Genomic DNA, 23,126 nt, shown 5'->3' with positions numbered 1-23,126 from the left:
AAAACGAGGCTGCGTTACATGACGATTCACGAATTTGAGCACAAGTTGTTGGGATTGATCGACACCATGGTCGCCACGGCGAGCGATGACGATCTGTTTGCGGGCGGTTATCTGCGTGGCCATATCTCGCTAGCGGTGGCCCGTGCCGAGCTGGAAGGCAAGACCCTGGTACGGGATGTCAAAAGCTATGTATTGCGCAGCCTGAACGAGGCCATCTTGCAAGGCGAGCTGTCCGAGCAGGACGAGGCCCTGGTGCAGGATCTGTGGAAGCGGCTGCAACAACAGGCAGAAGCTTGATCCCATTCGCAGTTCAAACAGAAGTTTGATTAATCTGCTTCCCTGAGTGTTATCAAAAGGTTAATAATGAGTCTTGCCTTTTGGTTTCAGGGATTAAACTATGGCCTCCTCCTCACGCATTGCCACCAAACTGCCGCTCGAGATGCTCTATCACTGGGAGCGGCAGTGTCCTGACAAGATTTACCTCAGACAGACCATCCACCGCGAATACCGGGACTTCACCTGGTCCGAGGTAGCGAACCAGGCCCGGCGCATGGTGACGGCCCTGCGCGAGCTGGGGCTGGCACCCGGCGACAAGGTCGCGCTGCTCTCCAAGAACTGCGCCGAGTGGTTCATCGCCGATCTCGCGATGCAGATGGGACAGTACGTGAGCGTGCCCATCTACCCGACCGCCAACGTCGACACCATCGAATACGTGCTGCGCCACAGCGAAGCCAAGGCAATTTTCGTCGGCAAGCTGGACGACTGGAAGAGCCAGGAGGCGGGCGTCCCCACCGATCTGCTGCGCATTGCCTTCCCCTACGACACTATGCCCGCGGCTCATCAGTGGGATGCCCTGCTCAAGGCCCATGCACCCATCGAGGGTAGCCCGGTGCAGGCGCCGGATGCGCTGCTGAGTCTGGTTTACACCTCCGGCAGTACCGGCAAGCCCAAGGGCGCCATGCTGAGCGTCGAGCGCTACGCCTGGTCGTGCGAGAAGCTGGTGGAGGCGGTGGCGCTGACCGAGGCCGATCGCGGTTTCTCCTACCTGCCGCTGGCCCACATCACCGAGCGGGTCTACATCTATGGCGGTAGCCTGTTCAGCGGCGCCACCATCGCCTTCCCCGAATCCCTCGACACCTTCATCGACGACGTGAAACGCTGCCGTCCCACCGTGTTCATCTCGGTGCCGCGGCTGTGGGCCATGTTCCGCATCAAGATCCACGAGAAGCTGCCCCAGAAGAAGCTTGAGCTGTTGCTGAAGATCCCCTTCGTCTCCACTCTCATCAAGCGCAAGCTGAGCAAGGGGCTGGGGCTGGATCAGGCGCGGGTGCTGGGTTGCGGCTCGGCGCCGGTGGCGCCGGCCTTGCTGCATTGGTATCACAGCATCGGCATCAACATCACCGAAGCCTGGGGCATGACCGAGAACCATGCCTTCTCCACCCTCAACTGCCCGTTCAGGGCCGACAAGATAGGCACGGTCGGCAAGGCGGGGCCCGGGGTCGAGATCCGCATCTCGGATGAGGGGGAGATCCTGTGCCGCTGCGACGGCATGATGCTGGGCTACTACAAGGATCCCGAGCACAGCAAGGAGGCCATCGACGCCGACGGTTGGCTGCACACCGGCGACATGGGCAAGCTGGACCGAGAAGGCTATCTCACCATCACCGGCCGCATGAAGGATGTGTTCAAGACCGCCAAGGGCAAGTACGTGGCGCCAGTGCCCATCGAGGGGATGCTGGGGCAGGAGCCCATCATCGAGCAGCTGTGCGTCATCGGTTACGGCATGCCGCAGCCGGTGGCCCTGGTGCAGCTGGCCGAGCGAGCCATGCGAGATGACAGGGCCACGGTCAATGCCCAGCTGGAGGCGGCCCGCAAGCGAGTCAACGATCAGCTGGAATCCCACGCCCGCATTCGCGGTATCCTGGTGGTGAAGAGCCCCTGGAACATCGAGAACGGGGTGCTGACCCCCACCATGAAGATCCGACGCCACCTGCTCGAGCAAAAATACGCCGACATCGGCGAGCGCTGGGACGCTGGCGAGAGCATTATCTGGGAATCTTGATGGGGTTTGGCATTTAGCAAATTACTGCCAAGCGTCGCACTATTTAGAAAACAAATGAAAAAAGGGAGCCACTGGCTCCCTTTTTGCTGTCAACGAACCGATTTAGACGGCCCTGTACTCCAGCTCGACCCGTCCCAGCGCCTTGAGGGTGGACTGAGCCGCATCCCGTTGGCTGATCTGGCCGGCCTTGTTTTCCAACAACACGGCGCGGCGCACCGAGCTGAGCTCTTCGCCGTTGAGCACCGCATGGGCGCAGGCCATCTGCATCGGCGGCAGGCTGGGGTTGAAGGCGGCGTTCTCGGCGTAGCGGCCACAGAAGATGCGACCATCCTCGAACTGCAGCGCCACTGCGGCATAGCCCTGGCTGTAGGGGGCGTAGCTCTGACGGGCGGCGGCCAGCGCGGCCTGCCACAGGGGATCGTCACTCTCAAGCACCAGTTCGTCGTGAGCCTGGGGGCTCATCAGGGCATCGGTGATGTCCAGATCGGCCGGGCCAAAGGAGTGGGGTAGGAAAGATTGCAGCTCGCTCAAGTCATCGGGCAGCGAGACTTTCAGCGTCTTGGCGGTGCTCAGCTCGTTCATGAACTGACGGCAGTGGCCGCAAGGGGTGTAGTTGACGGTGATTTCACTGATCCCGGTCTCGCCACCCAGCCAGGCGTTGGAGATGGCGGATTGCTCGGCATGCACCGAGTGGAACAGTCCCTGACCGGTGAACTCCATGTTGGCACCAAAATACCAGGTGCCGCTCAGGCCGCAGGCGATGGCGCCGACGAAGAACTTGGAGATGGGGGCGACCGAGCAGGCGGCGGCCAGCGGCAGCAGGGCCAGACGCAGGGCGCGATCCTCAAGACCGGTGGCGGCTTTCAGGGTGACGACTTGCTCCGGGCTGAAACGGGCTTGGAAATCGTCTCCCAGCATGGGCAGCAGCGCCGCCTGCAGCGGGGCGGACAGGGTTTCGAATGGCTTGGCAAAACGGGGATGCATACTGTGTCCTCAAAGGCCAATTGGGGGGCCATTGTAGGGAGCAAGCGCGGTGAATTGTGTGAGCGCGCTCACGCCTTGGTGGGCAAAGGGCAGGGGATGTTAAAGGAAACTTTTGTCTTTCGCAATTTATGTGCAATCTGTGCGCCAGCTCGCAGATGGCGCGGGCCGCTAGGCTCGGTTGAGAATGGGTTAATCCGTGGCACTGCGCATTGAGGCGGCGCATGGGCAACGCGCGGCAAAAACAGGCCGCCACTGGGGCGGCGGCATGTTTGCCTTGGCATCCGACAACTTGTGATCGCGTGCAAACCGCTGCGGGGGAGTGATGGGCGGCTGCTGCAGAGCGAGTGAGAATGCCCTGCGCCGCCCCTCTTGCGACGTCCGGATTGGCTGCTCAGCTGAGCCAGTGATAAATGGCAAACAGCAGGGGGGCGACGGCGGCGGTCAGCACCCCGCACACCACCATGGCGAGCGACGAGAAGGCGCCCTGGGTGATCCCCTTCTCGGCGGAGGTGGCAGTGCCGATGGCGTGGGCGCAGGCCCCCATGGCGAGCCCCTGGGCCTCGGGATCGGTGACCCGCATCAACTTGAGCAGGGGGTAGCCGATGAGCGCGCCTATGATCCCGACCACCACCACCACGGCGGCGGCGATGGCGGGAATGCCGCCAAGCGACTGGCTGACGCTCATGGCGAGCGGGGTGGTGATGGACTTGGTGGCGAGCGATGCCAGGAGCGCCGGATCCGCTCCCATGGCATGGCCGATGATCAAGGTGGTGCAGACCGAGATCAGCACGGAGGCCAGGGTGCAGAGCAGGATGGGCTTGAGCTTGGCCTGGATCTGGCGCGCCTGCTGATAGAGCGGCAGTGCCAGCGCCACCACCGCGGGTTCGAGCAAGGCGGTGATGGGGAAGCTGCCGTGCTGGTACTGATCCAGCGGCAGATTGAAGACGAGCAGGATGGCGATGATGACAGAGGTCGGGATCAGCACCGGGTTGATGATGGGCCAGGGCAGGCGGCGATAGAGGGCTCGGGTAGCGAAATAGAGCGCCAGGGTCAGGGGTATAGCAAACCAGAACATCATTGTTTGTTCATCCTCTGATAGAGGTGGCCGACGGTGGCGAGGATCAGCACGATGCCAAGCACCACGCACAGCAGAATGAGGCCGAAGGATTGGCGCAGCGGCTCGAGCCAGGCCACCAGCCCGACTGCCACCGGCACGAATAGCACCCCCATGTGGCGCAGCAGCAGACCGGCGCCTTGCTCGACCCAGTGCAGTTTGACGAGTTGCATCGAGAGCAGCACGAACAGCAGCAACATGCCGATGATGCTGCCGGGGAAGGCGAAGGGCAGCAGGGCTGCCAGGGCTTTGCCTGCCAGCAGGCAGGCGATGATGACCATGAAATCACGAAGGTAGCGCAAGGCGCGTTGAAACAGCACTGGGGCCTCATCTTGGCAACTGTGAGCGAGGTCGCAGTTTAGCAGAACGCAGGGGGCGCAGGACAGGGTCAACTGACCCATAGGGGATACAATGGCGCCAGCGTCGTTTCCATCCATCAGAAATATCGTTCCCATTCATAAGAAGGAGATCCCATGTCGACCCCCTCGATCTTGTCCCGGCTGCGCCAACTGCCCGCCGATCCCGCCCCCAATTCCTGGCTGCTGCAAACCCCCGCTTGGGATGGTCCCCTGTGTCGGGTGCGGCTCGACAACACCGGCGCCGCGCCCCAGGCGGTGCATGACTGGCTGCTGTTTGATGGTGAGCTCGGTATCGACCCCGCGGCGGCCATCTACGGGGAAGGGTTCCAGATGCTGGCCCAGACCATGGGCAGCTGGCAGGCCCCGCAGCCAGTCGGGCGCAGCCCGGATTCAAGCGCCTATCGCATCACGGCGGATCAGGGTTATCACACGGTTCACAACTTGCTGCTGGTAGAGCAGGCCGCAGGCTGGCTGTTGCTGGCGTTTGCCAGCTGCCAGCGCTTTGGCGGCGAGTTCCGGCTCTACCCTAGCGGCCGTTTGCAGATCCTGATGAACGGCGAGGGACGAACCCTGGCCCCGGGTCAGCATTGGCAGAGTGAAGCCCTGCTCTGCCTGGAGGGGCCGGACAGGGAGGCCCTGCTGGCCGCGCTTGCGACCCATATCGAGGCCGAGCACGGCAGCTTGGTCGACAGCGTGTCGACCCGCCCCAGTGGCTGGTGCTCCTGGTATCACTACTATGCGGAGGTGAGCGCGGCGGACATTCGCGAGAACCTGGCGGTGCGGGCCGAACGCTTCCCGGCCCTGCGCTACGTGCAGATCGACGACGGCTATCAGGCGAAGATGGGGGACTGGCTCACCCCATCTGCCAAATTCGAGCAGGGCGTGGCGGCGCTCGCCCGCGAGATCCACGCCGCGGGCTGCGAGCCGGCGCTCTGGGTCGCCCCCTTTATCGCAGAGCCGGGCTCCCAGGTGTTTCAGGATCATCCCGACTGGTTCGTGAAGGGGGATGACGGCCTGCCGCTGCCCTCCGAGCGGGTCACCTATGGCGGCTGGCGCTGCACCCCCTGGTATGTGCTGGATGGCACCCACCCCGAGGTGCAGGCTCACCTCGAGCGGGTGTTTCGCACCCTGCGCCAGCAGTGGGGCATTCACTACTTCAAGCTGGATGCGAACTTCTGGGGTGCCATCCACGGCGGCCAGTTCCACGACCCTTCCGCGACCAGAGTCGAGGCCTATCGCCGCGGCATGGCGGCGGTGCTGCGCGGGGCCGGGGAAGGCGCCTTCCTGCTCGGCTGCAACGCCCCCATTTGGCCGAGCCTTGGCCTGGTGCACGGCATGCGGGTGAGTGACGACGTGGAGCGCCATGGCCCGCGTTTTCGCCAGATTGCGCGGGAAGCCTTCTGCCGCGCCTGGCAAAGCGATCGGCTGTGGGCGCTGGATCCGGACTGCGTCTGTCTGCGTGACTTGCCGAGCCAGCAGGCCAGCGAGGCGGACTACCAGTTCCACCTCGCCGCCCTGGTGGCGAGCGGCGGCATGGTGCTGGCGGGGGACAGGTTGCGAGATCTGGATGAGGTTCAGGCGGGGCAACTGCGTAAGTTGCTGGCCCTGTGCGAGGCACGTACCCCAGCGGCCCGCTTCGATGACATGAGTTTCAGCCGTGGCCGGGTGACACTACCCGATGGCGGCGAGCTGCTCTGCCTGTTCAACTGGGATGATGGTGAGAGGGAGGTCGAGGTGCCGGCAGGGGCCCTGGACTTCTGGGACGAGCGCCCGCTGGGGCAGCATATTTCGCTGCAAGTGGGGCAAGGCAGGGTGCTGGTGTACCGTTAAAGGCAGCTTAGGTAGATACAAAGGCTCCCACGGGAGCCTTTTTTAGTGAATATTGAGAACCTCAGTCGCCCTAGAAGTGCCACTCCACCCCGACGGCATAGTTCGACGAGCCATAACCCGGGATCTCGTTGCTGGACAGCAGCGCCTTGACGGTCAGGCTGGCGCTCAGGGGAATACCCAGTCCCATGCCGATGGCGATCTCATCACTCTGATCGCCCATCATGTCGGCCCGCAGGGTGCGATAGAGGGAGAGATCCTCGCTCATCTGGGCATAGATCTGGGACGACTTGTTGTAGAGCTGACCGAATACTTCCAACTGGAAGCCGTTCTGCGGGGTGATCGCGAGCGGGATCCCGGCGAAGCGGTAGAGATCGGAGTGGTTGAAGTAGCTGTTGGTGATCTGGGGAGTGAAGTCGGTCTGCTTGTAGAGCGTGCTGAAGTTGCTCTCTATCAGCTGATAGGTCTGCTCCGGCAGGCGCAGCAGATAGTCCGGCACCTCGAAACGCACCCCGGCCATGGCGCTGGCGGGAAGCAAGGCGCAGGCGACGAGCGCGACAGCAGAGAATCCTAAACGCATCAAATCAGTGGCCCCCAAGGGTGGAACACAGGCATCCATGCCTGCCATATAAATAACCAAACTATCAGGAGTCTTGGCTCCCATCCCATTATGTCTTGGGCAACAGAAGCTTACCGACATTTAACTGTGAAATCGCTCACATCTCAGAGATCTTCGAGGTAGTGATAGAGGCTCTTGAGGATGGCAAAGTTCCGTTCGTTCCCCTGATTCTGCTCCGCCAGTGCCTCGAGGCGCGGCGCGTAGTCCGGCAGACGGCTGCTGAAGTAGTCGCTGCAGTGCAGGCGCCAGCGTTTCTGCTCCGCCTCGCTCAGGGTATGCGGCCAGTTGCGGGCGCGGTAACGAAACAGCATCTGGGGCAGGCGCGGATCGCTGAAGGCAAATTCCCGCTCCCCCAGCAGCTCGGCCGGGGTGGCGCGGATCAACTCCATAGCCGCCTTGTCACCCTGGCCGAAGAAGCCGGCGTAGAGCTGGGTATCGGGGTCGCCATCGTTGTTGCCGGCAAACTCCTGATTGAACACCTCGACCAGCTTCTCCCGCACCTCGGGATGGGCCCGCAGCAGATCCAGGCTCTTGCGGCACTGCTCCCGGTCGACGCCGAGCTCGTCCGCACGCTCCGCCGTCAGGGTGGCGGCGGGGGCCAGCACCGGGCACTTGTTGATGTGCACCAGTTTCACCGGAATGCCTGCCAAGTCCCCCAGCTCATCCTTTTTGGTGTAGAGCCGCTCGCGGATCTCGTCGCTGGAGAGCTCAATCAGCGGGGTCGGATCCCGGGTGAGATCCACCATGATCACCGCGTTCTGGTTAGTGGGGTGCCAGGCCAGCGGTGATACCCAACTGACGCAGCCCTGCCAGGGGGAGAACATGCCGGAGACATGCACCAGCGGCTTCATGGTCACTACATCGATCAACGCCTTGACCTTGTTCTTGTTGCGCAGGGCAAACAGGTAGTCAAACAGCTTGGGCTGGGCTTGCTTGACCAGCTTGGTCAGTTCAATGGTGGCTAGCACATCCGAGAGGGCATCGTGGGCATTGGCGTGGGCGACGCCGTTGGCCACCGTCAATTTTTCGAGTCTAAAGCTCGGCTTGCCCTCTTCATCGAAGGCCCAGGTGATCCCCTCCGGGCGCAGGGCATAGCAGGCCCGCAGCATGTCGAGGATGTCCCAGCGGGAGTTGCCGTTTTGCCAGGCGTAAGCGTAGGGGTCATAGAAGTTGCGATAGAGGGTGTAGCGGGTCACTTCGTCATCGAAGCGAATGCTGTTATAGCCCAGCACGCAAGTATTCGGCGTTGCAAACTGCTCGTGGATCTGGCGAATAAAATCGGCCTCGCACAGCCCGTCTTTCATCGCTTTTTGCGGCGTGATGCCGGTGATGAGGCAGGCCTCGGGCTCGGGCAGATAATCCGCCGGCGGCTTGCAGTAGATAACCAGCGGCTCGCCGATGACGTTGAAATCCGCGTCGGTGCGAATGCCGGCGAACTGCGCCGGTCTGTCCCGCGCCGGGCTGATGCCGAAGGTCTCGTAGTCGTGAAAGTAAAATGTGGGCTGCGGACTGCTGTTTTTTTGTGTGCTCATTTATCGGTCTGTGATCGTCTATGCAATTGAAATAATAGTCTATTTAGAGCAACTCACAGGGGGTTGCAGCGCGGATGTTGTTCGTTATACGGCGGATGCATGGGCCACTCTCGGCCCCTCGCGCACCGATTTGGTACAAAAACCAGCGGGTGGCCGGGTACAAAATATGATGTCCAGTGATGGCACGCGCCCTCATCTGGCGAAGAGGCGCCAATGGTAAACCATCTGCGGGTCAGAGCGAAGCCACCGATGGGAATGGGCCTGAGATGGACGGGATGGGCTGGTGGGGAAAGGCAAACCTGCGCAGTACATCCGGTTACAAACCGTCACCAGTCACTCACGGAAGTCTGTCTGGAACCGTCATAGGCTGATGTCATGGAGAAGCGCTCCATCTCACACACCCGAACGAGGTACCTGAACATGAAAAAGCTGATCCCCCTGGGCCTGGCCGCCGTCTTCGCCCTGACCTCCGGTTTTACCATGGCCGCCAACACCGATGTCACGACGCCAGCCGTCACCAAGGCAGCTCCCGCGCCTCATGCTGCCAAGGCAGCTCCGGCGGCCTCAACGAGCAGTGTGAAGAAGGCCCATAAAAAACATCATCACACCGAGGCCGCGGCCAAACCCGTGATGAAAGAGGCGCCCAAGGCCTAATCATCAAGGCCAAGGCTCCCTGCCAACAAGGGGTTCCAATAAGGGCCCCTTTCTGTGTTCGGTGAAGCGCAAAAAGGTCTCTACCTCTACAGAGCAGCTGTTTCAGCAACGGTGGCCATTCGCCGCGCGCATATCGGCTTTTGTGCTCAGCAGCTACCGGCCTGTACGGCGTTGATTTCTTGTCCTCAACGAGGCATCCGCGCCCAGCCCACCGTCATATGAGCGCGCATGATTCAACCCTGAGCGTGCATTGTTCAATCGACTATGTGGCGCCACATCAGCCTGGATCCTGGCCGGTGGCAATCTGCTTCTGCTCGCGCCGTGAGAGTCGTACATAAAGTTACAGATGAATCATGGTGGTAATGAGGTGCTTGGTGGTACACCAGAGGCCGGCTGGCGCCACCTCGGGGGCTGAGGCGGCTCCCCAGTCACGAAATGGCTGGGGAGAGGCTGACCCGAATTAAAGCGTGTTCTCATTTGGATTGTATATCTTCCCCCATGACGGACTTGCCAGTAGTCTCAATGGGGTGTTTCCGTTATTTCCACTCACGACAGGAATATCGAATGCGGCGTCAGCTGTTGATCTGGCTAGGCCCTCTGTGCAGCTTGCTGCTGCTGGGGGCGGCATTGACCGTGTTGTATCGTTTGACCCACCTCTGGCACTGGCACGACATCCGCCTGGCCATCTGGTCCCAGCCCTTGCCGCAGCTGGGGGGCGCGCTGTTGCTGACCCTGCTCAGCTACGGCTGCCTCTGCTGCTATGACATGCTGGCGGTGCGCACGCTCGGCAAGCGGCTGCCCTGGCAACAGGTCGGGATGACCTCCTTCATCGCCTACACCTTCTCCAATACCCTGGGGTTTGCGCTGCTGACCGGCTCCTCGGTGCGCTACCGGATCTACTCCTCACTCGGGCTCAGTACGGGGGAGGTGGCCCGCGTCATCTTGTTTTGCTCCATCACCTTCTTCCTCGGCCTGCTGGCCTGGGGGGGCGGCGCCTTGCTACTGGGGCAGGGCGCCACCTTGCTGCCAGGCTGGCCTGCGTGGAGCGGCTGGGTGTTGCAGCTGGCTGGTGGCGCGGCGCTGCTGGCCGTGCTGGGGTATCTGCTGTGGCCCAAGCCGGCGCTCTCCTGGCGTGGTCATGAAGTGATCCTGCCCACCTTCAAGACCCGGCTGCTGCAACTGCTGATCGCGCTGCTCGACTGGATGGCCGCCGCCGCCGTGCTCTATGTGCTGCTGCCGGCCGACACTGTCTCCTATCCGGTGCTGCTCAGCGCCTTCGTACTCTCCAGCTTTCTCGGGGTCTTGGCCCATGTGCCTGGCGGGATAGGGGTATTCGAGGCGAGCATGAGCCTGCTGCTTGCCCAGTATCTGCCGGTGGACAAGCTGCTGGCGTCCTTGCTGATTTACCGCTGCGCCTATTACGTGCTGCCCTTCCTCTGCGCCCTGCTGCTGTTTGCGAGCCAGGAGGCCTTGCAGCAGCGGGCCCGCTGGTCCCGGCTGCAGGTCATCATGACCGCCATGCGTGAATTTTTGCCTGCCCTCATTAGCCTGGGCACCTTCGCGGCCGGTACTCTGCTGCTCTGCTCCGGCATGATCCCGACCATGCGCGAGCGCATTGAAACCTTCCTGCAGGTGCTGCCGCTGCACCTGCTTGAGTTGTCTCATGTGCTCGGCAGCGTCAGCGGGGCGCTGCTGATCCTGCTGGCCCATAGCCTCTATCGGCGCCAAGATGCCGCCTTTCGGACCACCCAGTGGCTGCTGGCGCTCGGCATGATCTTCTCGCTGTTCAAGGGATTTGACTGGGAGTCGGCCCTGTTGCTCGGGCTCTTCCTGCTCGTCATCACCCCCTGTCGCTCACTGTTTTATCGCAAGGGATCCCTGCTGCATGCCCAGTTCACACCGGCCTGGCTGATGTCGGTGGGCGCCGTGCTGCTGGGCGCCCTGTGGTTACTGCTGTTCTCCTATCGCCATGTGGAGTACGAACACACACTCTGGCTCAATGTCTCGGCCCATGGTCCTGGGGCCGCATCTCGTGGTTTGCGCGCCATGGGCAGCGTGGTTGCCGTGCTGGCGGTGGTCGGGGTGGCGCAGTTGCTGGCTCCCTTGCGAGCTGCCGGCAACAAGCCGAGCAAGGAGGAGCTGGCCAGGGCGCAGGCGTTGGTGCTTCGTGAGGGGGGCGGCCACGGTTATCTGGCCCAGCTCGCCGATAAATCCTTGCTGTTCCACTCCGGTGGTGAGGCTTTCCTGATGTACGGGGTCGAGGGAAACTGCTGGATAGTGATGGGGGATCCCATCGGCCACGCCTCGCTGGTGGAGGAACTGCTGTGGCAGTTCCGCGAACTGTGCGATGAGCAAGACGTCAATCCGGTGTTCTATCAGGTGTCGGCCCGTTATCTACCGCTCTATCTGGATCTGGGCCTCATTCCGTTCAAGCTCGGCGAGGAGGCCATCGTCGATCTACAGGCGTTCGATCTCGCCGGCAGTCGACTGCGCAACCTGCGCCAGAGCCATGCCAAGGGCAAGCGGGAAGGGCTCATCTTCGAGGTGGTGGCAGCGGACAAGGTTCCCGCCTTGTTGCCCAGTCTGAAGGCCATCTCCGACACCTGGTTGCAGAGCAAACAGGGCAAGGAGAAAGGCTTCTCGGTGGGCAGTTTCGAGCCAGATTACCTCAGCCTCAGCCCGGCGGCTCTGGTGTGGCATGGCGGTAACGTGGTGGGCTTTGCCAACCTCTGGGTCAGCGACAACAAGGAGAGCCTCTCCATCGATCTGATGCGCTACAGCATGGACACGGGGGCGGCGCCCATCATGGACTTCCTGTTCGTCGAGCTGCTGCTGTGGGGCAAGGCCGAGGGCTATGCCAGCTTCAATCTCGGCATGGCGCCCATGTCGGGCTTCAACGATCACCCCTTGAGCGGTTACTGGGCGCGGCTTGGCAATACCCTGTTCACCCGGGGCAGCCGTTTCTACAACTTCCAGGGATTGCGGCGCTACAAGGAGAAGTTCTCCCCCCGCTGGGAGCCCCGTTATCTGCTCTGTACCAGCCGGTTGGTGCTGCCCAGAACCCTGACCCATCTGATCTCCCTGATAAGCCGTGGCCCGTTCGGGCTGATGAAGAAATAGGAGTTGGCCATGAGAGCCTTGCTGTTGTTGGTATGTCTTGCGTTTCCGCTGTTCGCCGCCCCCGCATCCGCTACGGTGAAAACGGATCTGGGGCTGGTGGAGCTGCCGGTGGCGCAAGCCTCGTCTGCCCCCATGGTGGTGTTTTTGAGTGGCGATGGCGGCTGGGCTGCGCTCGACAAGGGGCTTAGCGCCGAGTTGCAGCGCCACGGCATGCCGGTGGTGGGCTGGAGCTCGCTGACCTACTACTGGAAGAAGAAGACCCCGGAGCAAGCGACTGCCGATCTGGTGCGGATCCTCGCGGATTACCAGGCGCGCTGGGGGCGCCAGCGCTGGCTGCTGGTGGGTTTCTCGTTCGGCGCCGAGATTGTGCCTTTCGTCATCAATCGCCTGCCGGACGCCTATCGCAACAGCCTGGTGGGGGCCGTGATGCTCTCCCCCTCGACCGCGTCGGATTTCGAGATCCACGTCAGCGACATGGTGGTGCACAACAAGGCCGGTAACTATCCCACCCTGCCCGAGGTCAAGGCCATCAAGACCCTGCCGCTGCTTTGCGTACAGGGGGCCGACGACGACTCACCGGTGCGGCTCTGCCCTCTGCTCAAACAATCAAACGTCACGACGTTGACCCTGCCGGGCTCTCACCATTTTGATGATGACTATGGGGTCTTGTACCAACGCATCGCCGCCCATCTTTCTCTGGACGCGGGCTAAGAGCCATCGTTGATGTTGCTGGAGGGGCTGGAGCTGAGTGGCCAGGCGCGCTATCTCCACTCGCGATGATGAGCTCGCACCGATGAAGAGGAAAAAGAGGGAGGCATCCGGCCTCCCTCTTTTTTATACGTGCTCATTCACCCAGTCTTAGAGCAGGTCTTCGAGCTGGTATTTCTTGAGCAGCTGGTCGAAGGTGCCATCGGCCTTGACGGTATCGATGGCGGCATCAAACTGACCCTTGAGCTTGGCGTCATTCTTGCGCAGCGCCACCGCGACCCCTTCTCCCAGCGTCTTGTCCTGGGTGCCGTTGAACTGGGGACCGACGAAGGCGAACTGCTTGCCCATCTCCTTGTCGAGGAAGCCGACTTTCAGCTGCACCATGTTGCCGAAGGTGTAATCGGCACGGCCGGATTGTAGATCCAGCATGGGGGACTGGGCGTTGACGTAACGCTTGATGCTGGCCACGTCCCCGTAACGGGCGGTGATGAAGTTGTCCTGGGGCGTCCCCTCCTGCACGGCTATCACCTTGCCCTTGAAGTACGCCTGGTCGTCGGCGAAGGTGGCGGCCTTGTCGCTGCGACCCACGAAGCGGTTTTGCATCATGTAATAGACCTGGCTGAAGTCCACCTTCTGGCGCCGCTCGTCGGTGATGTTCATGGAGGACATGATGGCGTCATACTTGCGCACCTGCAGGCCCGGCAGCAGCGCATCCCAGGGCTGGTTGATCACCTCGCATTCGGTCTTCATGGCCGCGCACAGGGCGTAGGCCAGCTCGACTTCGAAGCCGCCGAGCTTGCCGCTGCTGTCGACCATCTCGAAGGGGGGATAGGTGGCATCGGTGGCGATCACCAGGGGTTTGGCAGCCGCCTGGCCGGCGGTGGCCAGGGCCACCAGCATCATTGCTGTGTTGAGTTTCATGGTCAGTCCCTTGAGTTGTGGCGTCATGCCGATAGTCGTGAGTTGTGCCGGCCTCACGGGCCGACGGGTATCTTGCGATGGCTGAGGGCCGGCAGCTGGTCGCGCACCCGGCGCTGGGCCACCAGATCCAGGGTGGCGATGGCCATGCCCTGACCCTCTTCCACCCGGGCTAGCACCCGGCCCCAGGGATCGATGATCATGCTGTGGCCGAAGGTGCGGCGCCCGCCCGGATGATGCCCCCCCTGGGCCGAGGCCAGCACGAATGCCAGATTCTCAACCGCCCTGGCCCGCAGCAGCAACTCCCAATGGGCCAGGCCCGTGGTATGGGTGAAGGCGGCGGGCAGGGCGATGAAATCGGGGGCAGGGCCGAGTCGAAACAGCTCGGGGAAGCGCAGGTCGTAACAGATACCCAAACGCAGCAGACCCCAGGGTAGGGCGTGGCTCACCACCTGCTGGCCTGGGCTCATGGTGGCGGCCTCGTCATATTGCTCGCTGTCGGTGCAAAAGCCGAACAAATGCAACTTGTCATAGCGACTGGCGAGCCTCCCTTGCGGGTCGATGAGCAGGCAGCTGTTGTGCATCTTGCCGGGCTCATCGCTTGCCAGTGGCAGGGTGCCGGCCAGGATCCAGAGTCCGAGTTCCTGCGCCAAGCCTTGCGCCCATGCCAGCAGGGGGTGATCGTCCACCGATGCGGCCAGGGCGACCCGTGCCCGCTCATCGACCGGCATCAGATAGAAATACTCGGGCAACTGGGCAAACTCGGCCCCCTCGGCCGCGGCCTGGCGCAGCAGTGACTCGGCCTGCGCCAGGTTGTGGGCAAGATCATCCCCCGACACCATCTGCAACACGGCAACGCGTATTGAATCCATGTTGCCTCCTAGACGCCGCACAGGCGCTCGGCGCCCGCCAGCAGGGTGTCGTCGTCCTTGGAGAAGGATAGACGGATGACCCGCTGATCCGTGCCGTCGTGGTAGAAGGCGGAAACGGGAATGGTGGCGACCCCGTGGTCACGAATGAGCCGCTGCACGAACAGGCTGTCAGATTCATCGCTTATCCGCTCGTAGCTGGCCAGCATGAAGAAGCTACCTGCCGAGGGCAGAAGCGTAAAGCGTGAATCGGCCAGGGCTGAGACCAGCAGATCCCGCTTGTGCTGATAGAAGGCTGCCAGCTCCTGATAGTGGGCCGGTTGCTGCAACAGATGGGCGAAACCGTACTGCATGGGGGTATCGGCGGCGAACATGGCGAACTGGTGAACCTTGCGGATCTCCTCCATCAGGGGGCGGGGAGCGACGCAGTAACCCACCCGCCAGCCGGTGACATGGAAGGTCTTGCCGAAGGAGAAGACGGCGACGGAGCGCTCCACCAGCTCCGGATAGCGGATGACGCTCTGGTGCAGGGCGCCGTCGAACACCACATGCTCGTACACCTCGTCCGAGAGGATGACGATGTCGGTGCCGCGCACCAGACGGGCCAGGCGCTCCTGATCCCCCGCCTGCCAGACGGTGCCGGTCGGATTGTGGGGGGTGTTGAGCACTATCATGCGGGTGCGGGGGGTGATGCGGGCGGCGACCTCGTCCCAGGGAATGGCAAAGCTCGGCGCCTTGAGGGCGATCACCACGGGAGTGGCCCCCTGCAGCTGGATCATGGGGCGGTAGCTGTCGAACGCCGGCTCGAACATGATCACCTCGTCGCCGGGATGGACCAGGGCCGTGATGGCGCAGAACAGGGCCTCGCTGGCGCTGGCGGTGATGGTGATCTCCTCGCCGGCATCATAGTGGTGGCCATAGCTGGTGGCTATCTTGGTCGCCAGCTGCTCGCGCAGCTCGGGCAGCCCGGTCATGGGGGCGTACTGGTTCTCCCCGGCCAGCATGGCCTCATGGGTGACCCGGATGAGATCAGGGTCGCAAGGGAAGCTCGGCGCCCCCTGGGAGAGGTTGATGCTGGGGTGACGGGCGGCCAGATCCCCGATGACGCTGAAGATGGTGGTGCCCACCTGGGGCAGTTTGCTGACAATGCGGGGGGAGGACATGAGGCCATCACCGATGTGTGTGGAAGATGTCCCTTTTTAGCCTCACGGATGCTTGCCGAACAACGGATTATTCGGCATGTTATGCATGAGTTTTTCTCAAGCGTTGAGGTTTGCATGCTGATGAGTCCGCCCCGTAGCCACTTGCCCCTGTATGGCTTACAGGTATTCGAGTGCGCCGCCCGCCATCTGAGTTTCACCCTGGCGGCGGACGAGCTGTGCGTGAGCCAGGGGGCGGTGAGCAAGCAGATAGCCCAGCTGGAGGAGCGGCTCGGCCATCTGTTGTTCGTGCGCGGCACCCGTTGCCTGAGCCTGACCCCGGCCGCCGAGCGCTTGCTGCCCTTTATCGGGGAGGGGCTGGCGCGCATGGGGGAGGGGGTGAGCGCCCTGCAAGCCTTGCCCCATGAGCAGGCCATCAGTATCAAGGTACCCTCCTGCGCCAGCCGCTGGCTGCTGCGGCGGCTGCAAGCGTTCGATGGGGAGGCGGTCGAGGTGCGCGGTAGTCACAGTCACGGCATCGATTTTTCCCGCGAGTCGTTCGATCTGGCCATCGTCTATCAAGCCACTCAGGCTAGATACCCGGGCAGTCGACCGTTGTTTCGCGAGCGCTTGACCCCCATCTGTGCCCCCGCCTTCGCGGCCAAACATCGCTTGTTCGAGCGCTCCCTCGAGGAGCTGCCCCTGCTCCATGCCAGCGCGGATCGACGGGATTGGCGCAACTGGTTTGGCGCCTTCCTCGATACTCCCTGGCAGCCTCAGGGCGGTCAGCTGTTCGATACCCTGGACTTGGCGATGAACGCGGCCCTGCAGGGCTTCGGTCTCTCTCTTGGCGATCCGACCATAGTGGCTGAGGAGCTGGAGAACGGCTTGCTGGTGGCGCCCTTTGCTCCGGTGCTCAGCACGGATCACGAGTATGCCTTGCTCGCCCGGCCCGACAGCCAGCGCCCCGGCGTGGCCCAGGTCTATCACTGGCTGCTGGGCAGCCAGTCACCTGCCTGCTAGTTCTTTCCTCTGCCTTTGCCTCTCCTCTGCGAGGGGGCATCTGGCACCAAGGTGCGCTGACATACCTTATTGCTAGTGTGCGGACTATGCCTCTTTATCCTCTGCGGATATTGCTGAGGCGCAGTCTCTTACCAAGTCCTGATGGGGTCATCTTCTGGACAAGGAAAAATGGTAAAGCGAATTTTCTGCGGAGAGTAAATAAGAGAGCTGGAGGGGCTATCGGACGTGTCGCTACTTTATGGTGCAGGAAGCGAGATGGGGAGTGGGCACTCAGTGGCCGAATGGCTAGGGAAAATGAAAACGGGGGAGCTGCCTGCTCCCCCGTTTTGCAATCTGTAGTCTTACTGGTAGACGGTCACAGACTCACGGCCGAGCAGTCGATCATAGATGGCGGCCAACATCAGCCCCAGCAGCGAGGGCAGCAGCCAGGCGAGGCCCTGCTCTGCCAGCGGCAGATGCAGACTCCACTCGGGCAGCATGCCGACCAGTGCCGAACCCTTGATGCCATCGATCACCCCAAACAGCAGGCTGATCAGCATGGTCGGGATCACGACGCGGGAAGCATTGTTCCACCAGCGCAGGGTGAAACTCAGCAGCACCAGCACGATGCAGGGAGGGTAGATGGCCGTCAGCACCGGGATGGAGAGCTGGATCAGGTGGCTCAGCCCCAGGTTGGAGACCAGGGTGGAGAAGCCCCCCAGCACAAACACCAGGGTGCGATAGGAGAACGGCAGGTGACGGGAGAAAAACTCCGCGCAGGCGCAGGTCAAGCCAACGGCGGTGACCATGCAGGCAATGAAGATAAGCAGGGCCAGGAAGGCGCTGCCCATGCCCCCGAAGGTGTGCTGCACATAGGCGTGCAGGATCTCGGCCCCATTCTGGGCATTGGGCACCAGCTCGCCACTGCTGGCGCCAAGCTTGAACAGGCCCAGATACACCAAAGTCAGGCCCACGCCGGCGATGAGGCCGGCCAAGATGGTGTAGCGGGTCAGCAATTTGGGGCTGTCGACTCCTCTGGAGCGGGCCGCGTTGACGATGACGATGCCAAACACCATGGCCCCCAGGGTATCCATGGTCAGGTAGCCGTTGACGAAACCGTTGGAGAAGGGGAGCTGCTGATAGGCCTCGGTGGCGGGGATGGCGCCGCCCGCCGGCCAGAGCAGGGCGGCGAGGCCGAGCACCGACAACGCCAGGATCTTCATCGGCGCCAGCACATGGCCGACCGTGTCGAGCAGCCGTCCCGGGTAGAGGGAGATGCCGATCACCAGGGAGAAGTAGACCACGCTGTAGATGAGTAGCGGGGTCGCATCGCTGCCAAAGAAGGGAGCAAGCCCCACTTCATAGGAGACGGTGGCGGTACGCGGCGTGGCAAACAGCGGGCCGACGGCCAGGTAGCAGACGGTGGCCAGCAGCACACCGGCTCGTTTGCCGATGGGCAGGCTGAGGGCATCGATGCCGCCGCCGACCCGCGCCAACGCGATCACGGTCAAGACGGGCAGCCCGACCGCTGTCAGCAAGAAGCCAAGCGCGGCGGTCCAGACTTGCTCACCGGCCTGCAAGCCGACCATGGGGGGGAAAATGATGTTGCCTGCACCGACAAAGAGCGCAAAAGTCATAAAACCCAAAGCAACGATATCTTTGGGTGCTAATTGTTGTTTCATTGGTGTGAACTACCTGTCTGAAAGTGCTGATACGGTCAAAAGAACTATTTCAATGTACATCCACGGTACAATCATCCCGACAAATCAGGATAAAATATTTATTGGTGTTATATCGCTCGCCGTGGCGGCGGAGGGAAAGTAAATCGATTATCGCGTGGCAAGGCAAGTGACATAAGGCAATCAAACATATTTCACTGGGTAATAAATTAAACAAAGATAATGATGCTGGTTTTTCATGTGATGGCAATTTTATAGTCTATCGCGAGCAGGCCTCCTCTGGGTCGTCTCGGCTCCCGATCCCGCTGCCCTGGCCCTGTCACACGGGATTATCGTCTGAATCAAGAAAGCAGGGGTAGTGGCTCCCTGTGTGCCTGGTTTTGGTGCCTGGTGTTGCATCTCACCAACTGGCCCCTGGGGCGACTCACCCTATGCGGCTAGCGATCCACGTCGGCAAAACATCGGATCTGGCCTTGGCTGCTGGACGGTAATGGCGGGTCAGGTCGCTGGCTGAGCGATATTCCTGTTTGCCGTTGGCTCAGTGTCATGCTTCTGTGGCAACCAGAGCCATATCGAAATAGGAAATAGCAATGGGAGGTTCTATTGATATGTATGCGTTCGCGTTTTATTACTAGAAAGTTAATTGTGCCGTTCCGAGTGAGTGGCAGCGCAATATAAAATCGGATCCTGGGTATAGGAGAAAGCAAACTATTTCTAGTATGCCTTTTATTGATGGCGGGTAACCGATGTTGTCGAGAACGAATTCGATTATCTGCATTACATACATGCTCAACGCTGGAATGATAAAGAAGTGGAGAATTTAAAGAGGAAGTGGGTGACAGGTAAGATAGTAGATCGCTGACCTTATATAAAGTCATATCAATCTTGCTGGCCTTTAGGTGTTAAGTTTCTTTTCATTCATTGGAAATAAATAATAAGCCCCAGACATATCATATTCCTGGGGCTGTTAGATGTGGGGATGATATCTATCTCCATCCCGTGGTTATATTACGCACTGCGCACTTTGGCGGGGGCAGCGTCCCCCCTGATATCCTGTTTCACCGAAAATTTCTTGCTGTAAATGGCGGTGAGAATAGGCACCAGAATGGCGGTCACTATCACGCAGGTGGCGACCAGCGCGGTGGCGGATTGAGCGACGGATTCAAACGCCGGGTTCATCTGGGCGATGATCATCGGGTTGGCAACCGCGGCGCCGGCGGTGGAGGAGGCGGCGACCCCGGCGGTACCGTTACCGCCTGCCAGCCACTTGTCGGCGAGGATCAGCGGGATACCGGTGACGATGATGACCGCCAGGCCGAGCAGGATGCCGAGCAGACCGGTGTCGATGATGACCGAGAAGTTGATGGTGTTACCCAGCGCAAAGCCAAAGAAGGGGATCAGGGTGCCGGTGGCCTTGCTGAAGAACTCCTTCAGATCCGGGTCCAGGTTGCCCAGGGCAAAGCCGATGAGGAAGGGCAGGATGGCGCCGACAAAGTGGTGGCCCTGGAAGGAGGCCAGTCCAGTAGCACCCAGGATGACCATGGTCATCAGCGGGCCGGATTCAACGGACATGAGGACGAAGGCGCCGGACTCTTCCTTGGTGCCGTACTGGTTCATCAGGCTGGCATAGAGGCCGCCGTTGGTCATGTCCATGGCGGAGACGAGCGCCAGGGTAGAGAGACCGGCCAGCAGACCCGCCTCGATGCCATGCTCGGGGATGAGTTGAGACGCCAGTATGGCCACCAGCCAGGCGATGGCAATCTTGGTGATCACCAGTACGCCGGATTTACGCAGTACGGTCCCGGTGGCGCGCAGGTTGATGGAGACGCCGATACAGAAGAACCAGACGGCGAGAATGGGCACCGTGCCTGTGATGATCCCCTTGGTGAAGCCGCCATAATATTCGGCGGTGCCAGGAGCGAATGTATTGAGCGTGGCGCCCAGCAACAACGGAATCAGCATGATCCCACCGGGGATCTTGTCCAACGTCTGCTTGATTTTCATACCAACCTCATTTGTTATAAAACAGAGTAATTAAAATTTTGGTTATCGATGGTGTTTGCAGATCAGTGGCTGGCTAACCAGGTTTTTCTGATCTTGAACACGGCTTTTTTAATTCTGTCTGGGGCATCAATCTGGCAGGTCGGACGATGCACTTCGCCGGGATAGAAAATGGCAAAGTCACCGGCTTCAAGCATGACCCTGGTGGTTATCTCGTCATTCTCGACGAATATCAGATCGGGTTTGCTCTGCTGATAGCCATGGGGGGAGGAAATAGTGGCGCTGGTGGCGATAATTTCCTGACCGGTGAGCAATATCTGAATGTCTAGGTATTGCTCATGGAATTCGCTTTTTATATTGCTTTCATCTGCCGTGACCGGGCTGGATATAAGATAGAAAACGGCATTGTCGATAATGTCATATTTACCATCTTCCTTATTAAGCAGGTTTTGATGAGAACATTCCTCACGGCTCAAGAGCTGCAAGAGGGGGGCTGGCAACATGGCCATATCGAGCCGTTGCAAATTACCGATGATCATCCGCGGATCTTCCTTTTTATATTGTTCGTCCTGATCGCTGATGGCAGCCGAGAGGATGAAATAGAGACAAGCGTGTTGGTTAGTCGGGAGCTCGATTGCCGGGCCCCCGTCATCATCAGAGTGCGGCCATGGCCTCACGGACCAGGGCGCCGATCTGTTCCCACTCCTGCCGATCGATGAGATCGGCGGGCACCATCCAGGTGCCGCCACAGGCGAACACCGATCCCAATGCCAGGTAATCCTTCACATTGCTCGGGCTTACACCGCCGGTCGGCATGAAACGGACCGGGTAGACGGCGCTCATCGCCTTGAGCATGGGCAGACCACCTGAGGGTTCAGCGGGGAAGAACTTGAGGGTACGCAGGCCCAGCTCCATCGCCTGCTCGACCATGCTGGGGTTGTTGACGCCAGGGATCATCAATACGCCACGCGCCTGGCAATACTGGACGATGCGCGGGTTGAAGCCGGGGCTCACGATGAAGTCCACCCCGGCATCGATGGCGTGATCCACCTGAGTTGTGGTGAGGACGGTGCCGGCACCGATGATCATGTCGGGGAAGGCGGCGCGCAGCTGACGGATGGCATCGGCGGCGGCAGGGGTACGGAAGGTGATCTCCGCACTTGGCATGCCGTTGTCCATCAGGGCACGGCCAAGGGCCACGGCATCATCGGCATTTTTGATGGCGATGACGGGGATGATCTTCAGGGTCGACAGTTTTTCAAGCAATGTTGACATGGGATGCCTCACAGGAAGGGGTAAGAGTGTGGGTCGCCGGCATGGCCGGCAGGGGAATGATGGCTCCGCGATGCTGGATGACGGTGCTGGCCAGCAGGTGGGCATAGCATGCCGCCTCCCGTGCCGAAGCCTGGGCCAGCCGCTTGGCGAGGTAGCCGGCGCTGAAAGAGTCGCCAGCCGCCGTGGTATCGATCACTTGGGCCTTGGCAAGTTCCACCGCAGGCACTTCATCGCGTTGTTCGCCCTGCACGATGAGGCAGGGTTCGGCGCCCCGTTTGATGACAATCTCGCCAACCCCGAGCGCCTGAGTCCGCGCCAGGGTCTGACTCTCCTGGCTGTCGCCCCACAAGGCGAATTCGTCATCCAGGGTCAGGAAGGCGATGTCGGTCAGGGCCAGCATGGCGCGATAGGTCTGCTGGGTCGCGGCTTTGCTTTCCCACAGCCGGGGGCGGTAGTTGTTGTCAAAGGCTATCTTCACGCCGGCAGCCCGGTACTCGGCCAACAGCTGGAGCAGGGTAGTCCTGTCGGCGGGGGAGAGAATGGCGAGGCTGATGCCGCTCAGATAGAGGTAGTCAAACCCGCGCAACGTCTGGCAGACCTGCTGGGCGTCGGGCCCTTGCAGCCAGTAACGGGCCGCAGCATCGCTCCGCCAGTAGTGGAAGGTGCGCTCACCCTGTTCATCGGTTTCGATGAGATAGAGACCGGGCAGTTTGTTGTCCAGGCGCTGTACCAGACTGGTGTGAACGCCTTCCTGTTGCCACTGGGCCATCATGGCGCCGCTCATCGCATCGGTCCCCATGGCGGTCACATAGTGCACGGTCAACTCGGGGTTGGCGCGGGTCAGGTAGATGGCGGTGTTGAGGGTATCCCCTCCAAAATGGCGCACGAGATCCGTCTTGCTTTCGGATAACTCGATCATGCACTCGCCGATGACGGCAACCTTGATAGACATATGTCCTCCCACTTTTATGATGTGCCCATTCTATTTAATGAAACGAAACTATCAAATGAATTGAAACGCCATTTCATTAAAGTGTGATTGAGCGCAAATATTGCTCGCTGGGAGGGATAACTCCCCACCTCAAGTGGTTTTGGGAGTTGGTGATACTCACCACCTAGCCAACGCTTGACCGTGTGTGAGCGGGATCACCGAAAGCGGGGGATTGCGCCTGACGCAGGAGAAAATCGATGCCGAAAGAGGCCCATCAGAGGGCTCATGGCTATGATTGCGACATTGTTTCAAATATAATGAAACGACGGGTTT

20 protein-coding genes are annotated in these 23,126 nt (G+C 60.9%); 7 read left to right on the top strand and 13 right to left on the bottom strand.

The annotated features are described in order from the left end of the window. The first annotated feature begins 18 nt into the window (after positions 1–18). Positions 19–297 carry a YfcL family protein gene (locus BN1137_RS18670; RefSeq protein WP_050720035.1) on the top strand — a complete coding sequence of 93 codons (279 nt, stop codon included), beginning with the start codon at positions 19–21 and terminating at the stop codon, positions 295–297. Positions 298–397: 100 nt separating this feature from the next. Further along, positions 398–2,062 (top strand): AMP-binding protein, encoded by a 1,665-nt coding sequence (locus tag BN1137_RS18665; RefSeq protein WP_050720034.1) that lies wholly within the window; start codon positions 398–400, stop codon positions 2,060–2,062. 102 nt (positions 2,063–2,164) lie between these two features. Here BN1137_RS18665 and cdd read toward each other — a convergent pair whose 3' ends face one another. The 3 genes from cdd to BN1137_RS18650 all read right to left on the bottom strand — a co-directional run bounded on the left by cdd (position 2,165) and on the right by BN1137_RS18650 (position 4,480). Continuing rightward, positions 2,165–3,046 (bottom strand): cytidine deaminase, encoded by an 882-nt coding sequence (cdd, locus tag BN1137_RS18660; protein WP_050720033.1) that lies wholly within the window; start codon positions 3,044–3,046, stop codon positions 2,165–2,167. Between the two features lie 391 nt (positions 3,047–3,437). Beyond that, complete coding sequence (locus BN1137_RS18655; RefSeq protein WP_050720032.1) at positions 3,438–4,124, bottom strand: LrgB family protein; 687 nt, start codon at positions 4,122–4,124, stop codon at positions 3,438–3,440. Further along, positions 4,121–4,480 (bottom strand): CidA/LrgA family protein, encoded by a 360-nt coding sequence (locus tag BN1137_RS18650; protein ID WP_050720120.1) that lies wholly within the window; start codon positions 4,478–4,480, stop codon positions 4,121–4,123. The genes BN1137_RS18655 and BN1137_RS18650 overlap by 4 nt, the downstream gene beginning before the upstream one ends. Positions 4,481–4,633: 153 nt before the next feature. On the opposite strand from BN1137_RS18650, the gene BN1137_RS18645 reads away from it, so the two are divergent. After that, entirely contained in the window at positions 4,634–6,349 is a 1,716-nt protein-coding gene (locus tag BN1137_RS18645) for a glycoside hydrolase family 36 protein (protein WP_050720031.1), read from the top strand. Between the two features lie 70 nt (positions 6,350–6,419). On the opposite strand, the gene BN1137_RS18640 is transcribed toward BN1137_RS18645, so the two are convergent. Both BN1137_RS18640 and sbcB read right to left on the bottom strand, forming a co-directional pair. Further along, entirely contained in the window at positions 6,420–6,926 is a 507-nt protein-coding gene (locus BN1137_RS18640) for a hypothetical protein (RefSeq protein ID WP_050720030.1), read from the bottom strand. A 143-nt stretch (positions 6,927–7,069) separates the two neighbouring features. Further along, positions 7,070–8,497: an exodeoxyribonuclease I gene (gene sbcB, locus BN1137_RS18635; RefSeq protein WP_050720029.1), complete on the bottom strand. Its 1,428-nt coding sequence runs from the start codon at positions 8,495–8,497 to the stop codon at positions 7,070–7,072. 420 nt (positions 8,498–8,917) lie between these two features. Here sbcB and BN1137_RS18630 point away from each other — a divergent pair, with 420 nt between their 5' ends. The 3 genes from BN1137_RS18630 to BN1137_RS18620 all read left to right on the top strand — a co-directional run bounded on the left by BN1137_RS18630 (position 8,918) and on the right by BN1137_RS18620 (position 12,982). Next, positions 8,918–9,151: a hypothetical protein gene (locus BN1137_RS18630; RefSeq protein ID WP_050720028.1), complete on the top strand. Its 234-nt coding sequence runs from the start codon at positions 8,918–8,920 to the stop codon at positions 9,149–9,151. Between the two features lie 564 nt (positions 9,152–9,715). Next, positions 9,716–12,271 carry a bifunctional lysylphosphatidylglycerol flippase/synthetase MprF gene (mprF, locus tag BN1137_RS18625; protein WP_050720027.1) on the top strand — a complete coding sequence of 852 codons (2,556 nt, stop codon included), beginning with the start codon at positions 9,716–9,718 and terminating at the stop codon, positions 12,269–12,271. 9 nt (positions 12,272–12,280) lie between these two features. Continuing rightward, entirely contained in the window at positions 12,281–12,982 is a 702-nt protein-coding gene (locus BN1137_RS18620) for an AcvB/VirJ family lysyl-phosphatidylglycerol hydrolase (RefSeq protein WP_050720026.1), read from the top strand. Positions 12,983–13,129: 147 nt separating this feature from the next. Here BN1137_RS18620 and BN1137_RS18615 read toward each other — a convergent pair whose 3' ends face one another. Genes BN1137_RS18615 through BN1137_RS18605 form a run of 3 tightly spaced genes read right to left on the bottom strand, consistent with a single transcriptional unit; the run spans position 13,130 to position 15,929 of the window. Further along, the gene (locus tag BN1137_RS18615; RefSeq protein WP_050720025.1) at positions 13,130–13,900 is read right to left on the bottom strand and encodes an ABC transporter substrate-binding protein; all 771 of its coding nucleotides are present in this window, start codon (positions 13,898–13,900) and stop codon (positions 13,130–13,132) included. Between the two features lie 53 nt (positions 13,901–13,953). After that, the gene (locus BN1137_RS18610) at positions 13,954–14,769 is read right to left on the bottom strand and encodes a carbon-nitrogen hydrolase family protein (protein ID WP_050720024.1); all 816 of its coding nucleotides are present in this window, start codon (positions 14,767–14,769) and stop codon (positions 13,954–13,956) included. Between the two features lie 8 nt (positions 14,770–14,777). Further along, positions 14,778–15,929: a methionine aminotransferase gene (locus BN1137_RS18605; RefSeq protein ID WP_050720023.1), complete on the bottom strand. Its 1,152-nt coding sequence runs from the start codon at positions 15,927–15,929 to the stop codon at positions 14,778–14,780. Positions 15,930–16,049: 120 nt separating this feature from the next. Between BN1137_RS18605 and BN1137_RS18600 the strand changes: the two genes are divergently transcribed. Further along, complete coding sequence (locus tag BN1137_RS18600; RefSeq protein WP_232306967.1) at positions 16,050–16,928, top strand: LysR family transcriptional regulator; 879 nt, start codon at positions 16,050–16,052, stop codon at positions 16,926–16,928. 341 nt (positions 16,929–17,269) lie between these two features. Here the strand turns inward: BN1137_RS18600 and brnQ are convergent, their stop codons facing one another. The 5 genes from brnQ to kdgK form a co-directional block, all read right to left on the bottom strand. Then, entirely contained in the window at positions 17,270–18,589 is a 1,320-nt protein-coding gene (gene brnQ, locus BN1137_RS18595) for a branched-chain amino acid transport system II carrier protein (protein ID WP_050720021.1), read from the bottom strand. A gap of 1,005 nt (positions 18,590–19,594) precedes the next feature. After that, entirely contained in the window at positions 19,595–20,590 is a 996-nt protein-coding gene (kdgT, locus tag BN1137_RS18590; RefSeq protein WP_050720020.1) for a 2-keto-3-deoxygluconate transporter, read from the bottom strand. Positions 20,591–20,652: 62 nt separating this feature from the next. After that, positions 20,653–21,126, bottom strand: coding sequence for a NanQ anomerase/TabA/YiaL family protein (locus BN1137_RS18585; protein ID WP_157433837.1), 474 nt, complete (start codon positions 21,124–21,126; stop codon positions 20,653–20,655). Between the two features lie 115 nt (positions 21,127–21,241). Next, positions 21,242–21,862, bottom strand: a complete 621-nt coding sequence (locus BN1137_RS18580) for a bifunctional 4-hydroxy-2-oxoglutarate aldolase/2-dehydro-3-deoxy-phosphogluconate aldolase (RefSeq protein WP_050720018.1) — start codon at positions 21,860–21,862, stop codon at positions 21,242–21,244. Then, entirely contained in the window at positions 21,846–22,814 is a 969-nt protein-coding gene (gene kdgK / locus BN1137_RS18575; protein WP_050720017.1) for a 2-dehydro-3-deoxygluconokinase, read from the bottom strand. Before kdgK ends, BN1137_RS18580 begins: the two co-directional genes overlap by 17 nt. Positions 22,815–23,126: the final 312 nt, after the last annotated feature.

The organism is Aeromonas tecta (assembly GCF_000820185.1).
In the GTDB taxonomy this organism is placed as follows: Bacteria; Pseudomonadota; Gammaproteobacteria; order Enterobacterales; family Aeromonadaceae; genus Aeromonas; species Aeromonas tecta.
The sequence above is the reverse complement of the archived record's forward strand: the minus strand, read 5'-3'. Positions and strand labels throughout refer to the sequence as shown.

What these genes read in the sequence shown, in the direction of transcription:
- BN1137_RS18670 (WP_050720035.1), top strand. Translation starts at nt 19, where the DNA reads ATGACGATTCACGAATTTGAGCACAAGTTGTTGGGATTGATCGACACC.
- BN1137_RS18665 (WP_050720034.1), top strand. Translation starts at nt 398, where the DNA reads ATGGCCTCCTCCTCACGCATTGCCACCAAACTGCCGCTCGAGATGCTC.
- cdd (WP_050720033.1), bottom strand. Translation starts at nt 3,046, where the DNA reads ATGCATCCCCGTTTTGCCAAGCCATTCGAAACCCTGTCCGCCCCGCTG.
- BN1137_RS18655 (WP_050720032.1), bottom strand. Translation starts at nt 4,124, where the DNA reads ATGATGTTCTGGTTTGCTATACCCCTGACCCTGGCGCTCTATTTCGCT.
- BN1137_RS18645 (WP_050720031.1), top strand. Translation starts at nt 4,634, where the DNA reads ATGTCGACCCCCTCGATCTTGTCCCGGCTGCGCCAACTGCCCGCCGAT.
- BN1137_RS18640 (WP_050720030.1), bottom strand. Translation starts at nt 6,926, where the DNA reads ATGCGTTTAGGATTCTCTGCTGTCGCGCTCGTCGCCTGCGCCTTGCTT.
- sbcB (WP_050720029.1), bottom strand. Translation starts at nt 8,497, where the DNA reads ATGAGCACACAAAAAAACAGCAGTCCGCAGCCCACATTTTACTTTCAC.
- BN1137_RS18630 (WP_050720028.1), top strand. Translation starts at nt 8,918, where the DNA reads ATGAAAAAGCTGATCCCCCTGGGCCTGGCCGCCGTCTTCGCCCTGACC.
- mprF (WP_050720027.1), top strand. Translation starts at nt 9,716, where the DNA reads ATGCGGCGTCAGCTGTTGATCTGGCTAGGCCCTCTGTGCAGCTTGCTG.
- BN1137_RS18620 (WP_050720026.1), top strand. Translation starts at nt 12,281, where the DNA reads ATGAGAGCCTTGCTGTTGTTGGTATGTCTTGCGTTTCCGCTGTTCGCC.
- BN1137_RS18615 (WP_050720025.1), bottom strand. Translation starts at nt 13,900, where the DNA reads ATGAAACTCAACACAGCAATGATGCTGGTGGCCCTGGCCACCGCCGGC.
- BN1137_RS18610 (WP_050720024.1), bottom strand. Translation starts at nt 14,769, where the DNA reads ATGGATTCAATACGCGTTGCCGTGTTGCAGATGGTGTCGGGGGATGAT.
- BN1137_RS18605 (WP_050720023.1), bottom strand. Translation starts at nt 15,929, where the DNA reads ATGTCCTCCCCCCGCATTGTCAGCAAACTGCCCCAGGTGGGCACCACC.
- BN1137_RS18600 (WP_232306967.1), top strand. Translation starts at nt 16,050, where the DNA reads ATGAGTCCGCCCCGTAGCCACTTGCCCCTGTATGGCTTACAGGTATTC.
- brnQ (WP_050720021.1), bottom strand. Translation starts at nt 18,589, where the DNA reads ATGAAACAACAATTAGCACCCAAAGATATCGTTGCTTTGGGTTTTATG.
- kdgT (WP_050720020.1), bottom strand. Translation starts at nt 20,590, where the DNA reads ATGAAAATCAAGCAGACGTTGGACAAGATCCCCGGTGGGATCATGCTG.
- BN1137_RS18585 (WP_157433837.1), bottom strand. Translation starts at nt 21,126, where the DNA reads ATGATCATCGGTAATTTGCAACGGCTCGATATGGCCATGTTGCCAGCC.
- BN1137_RS18580 (WP_050720018.1), bottom strand. Translation starts at nt 21,862, where the DNA reads ATGTCAACATTGCTTGAAAAACTGTCGACCCTGAAGATCATCCCCGTC.
- kdgK (WP_050720017.1), bottom strand. Translation starts at nt 22,814, where the DNA reads ATGTCTATCAAGGTTGCCGTCATCGGCGAGTGCATGATCGAGTTATCC.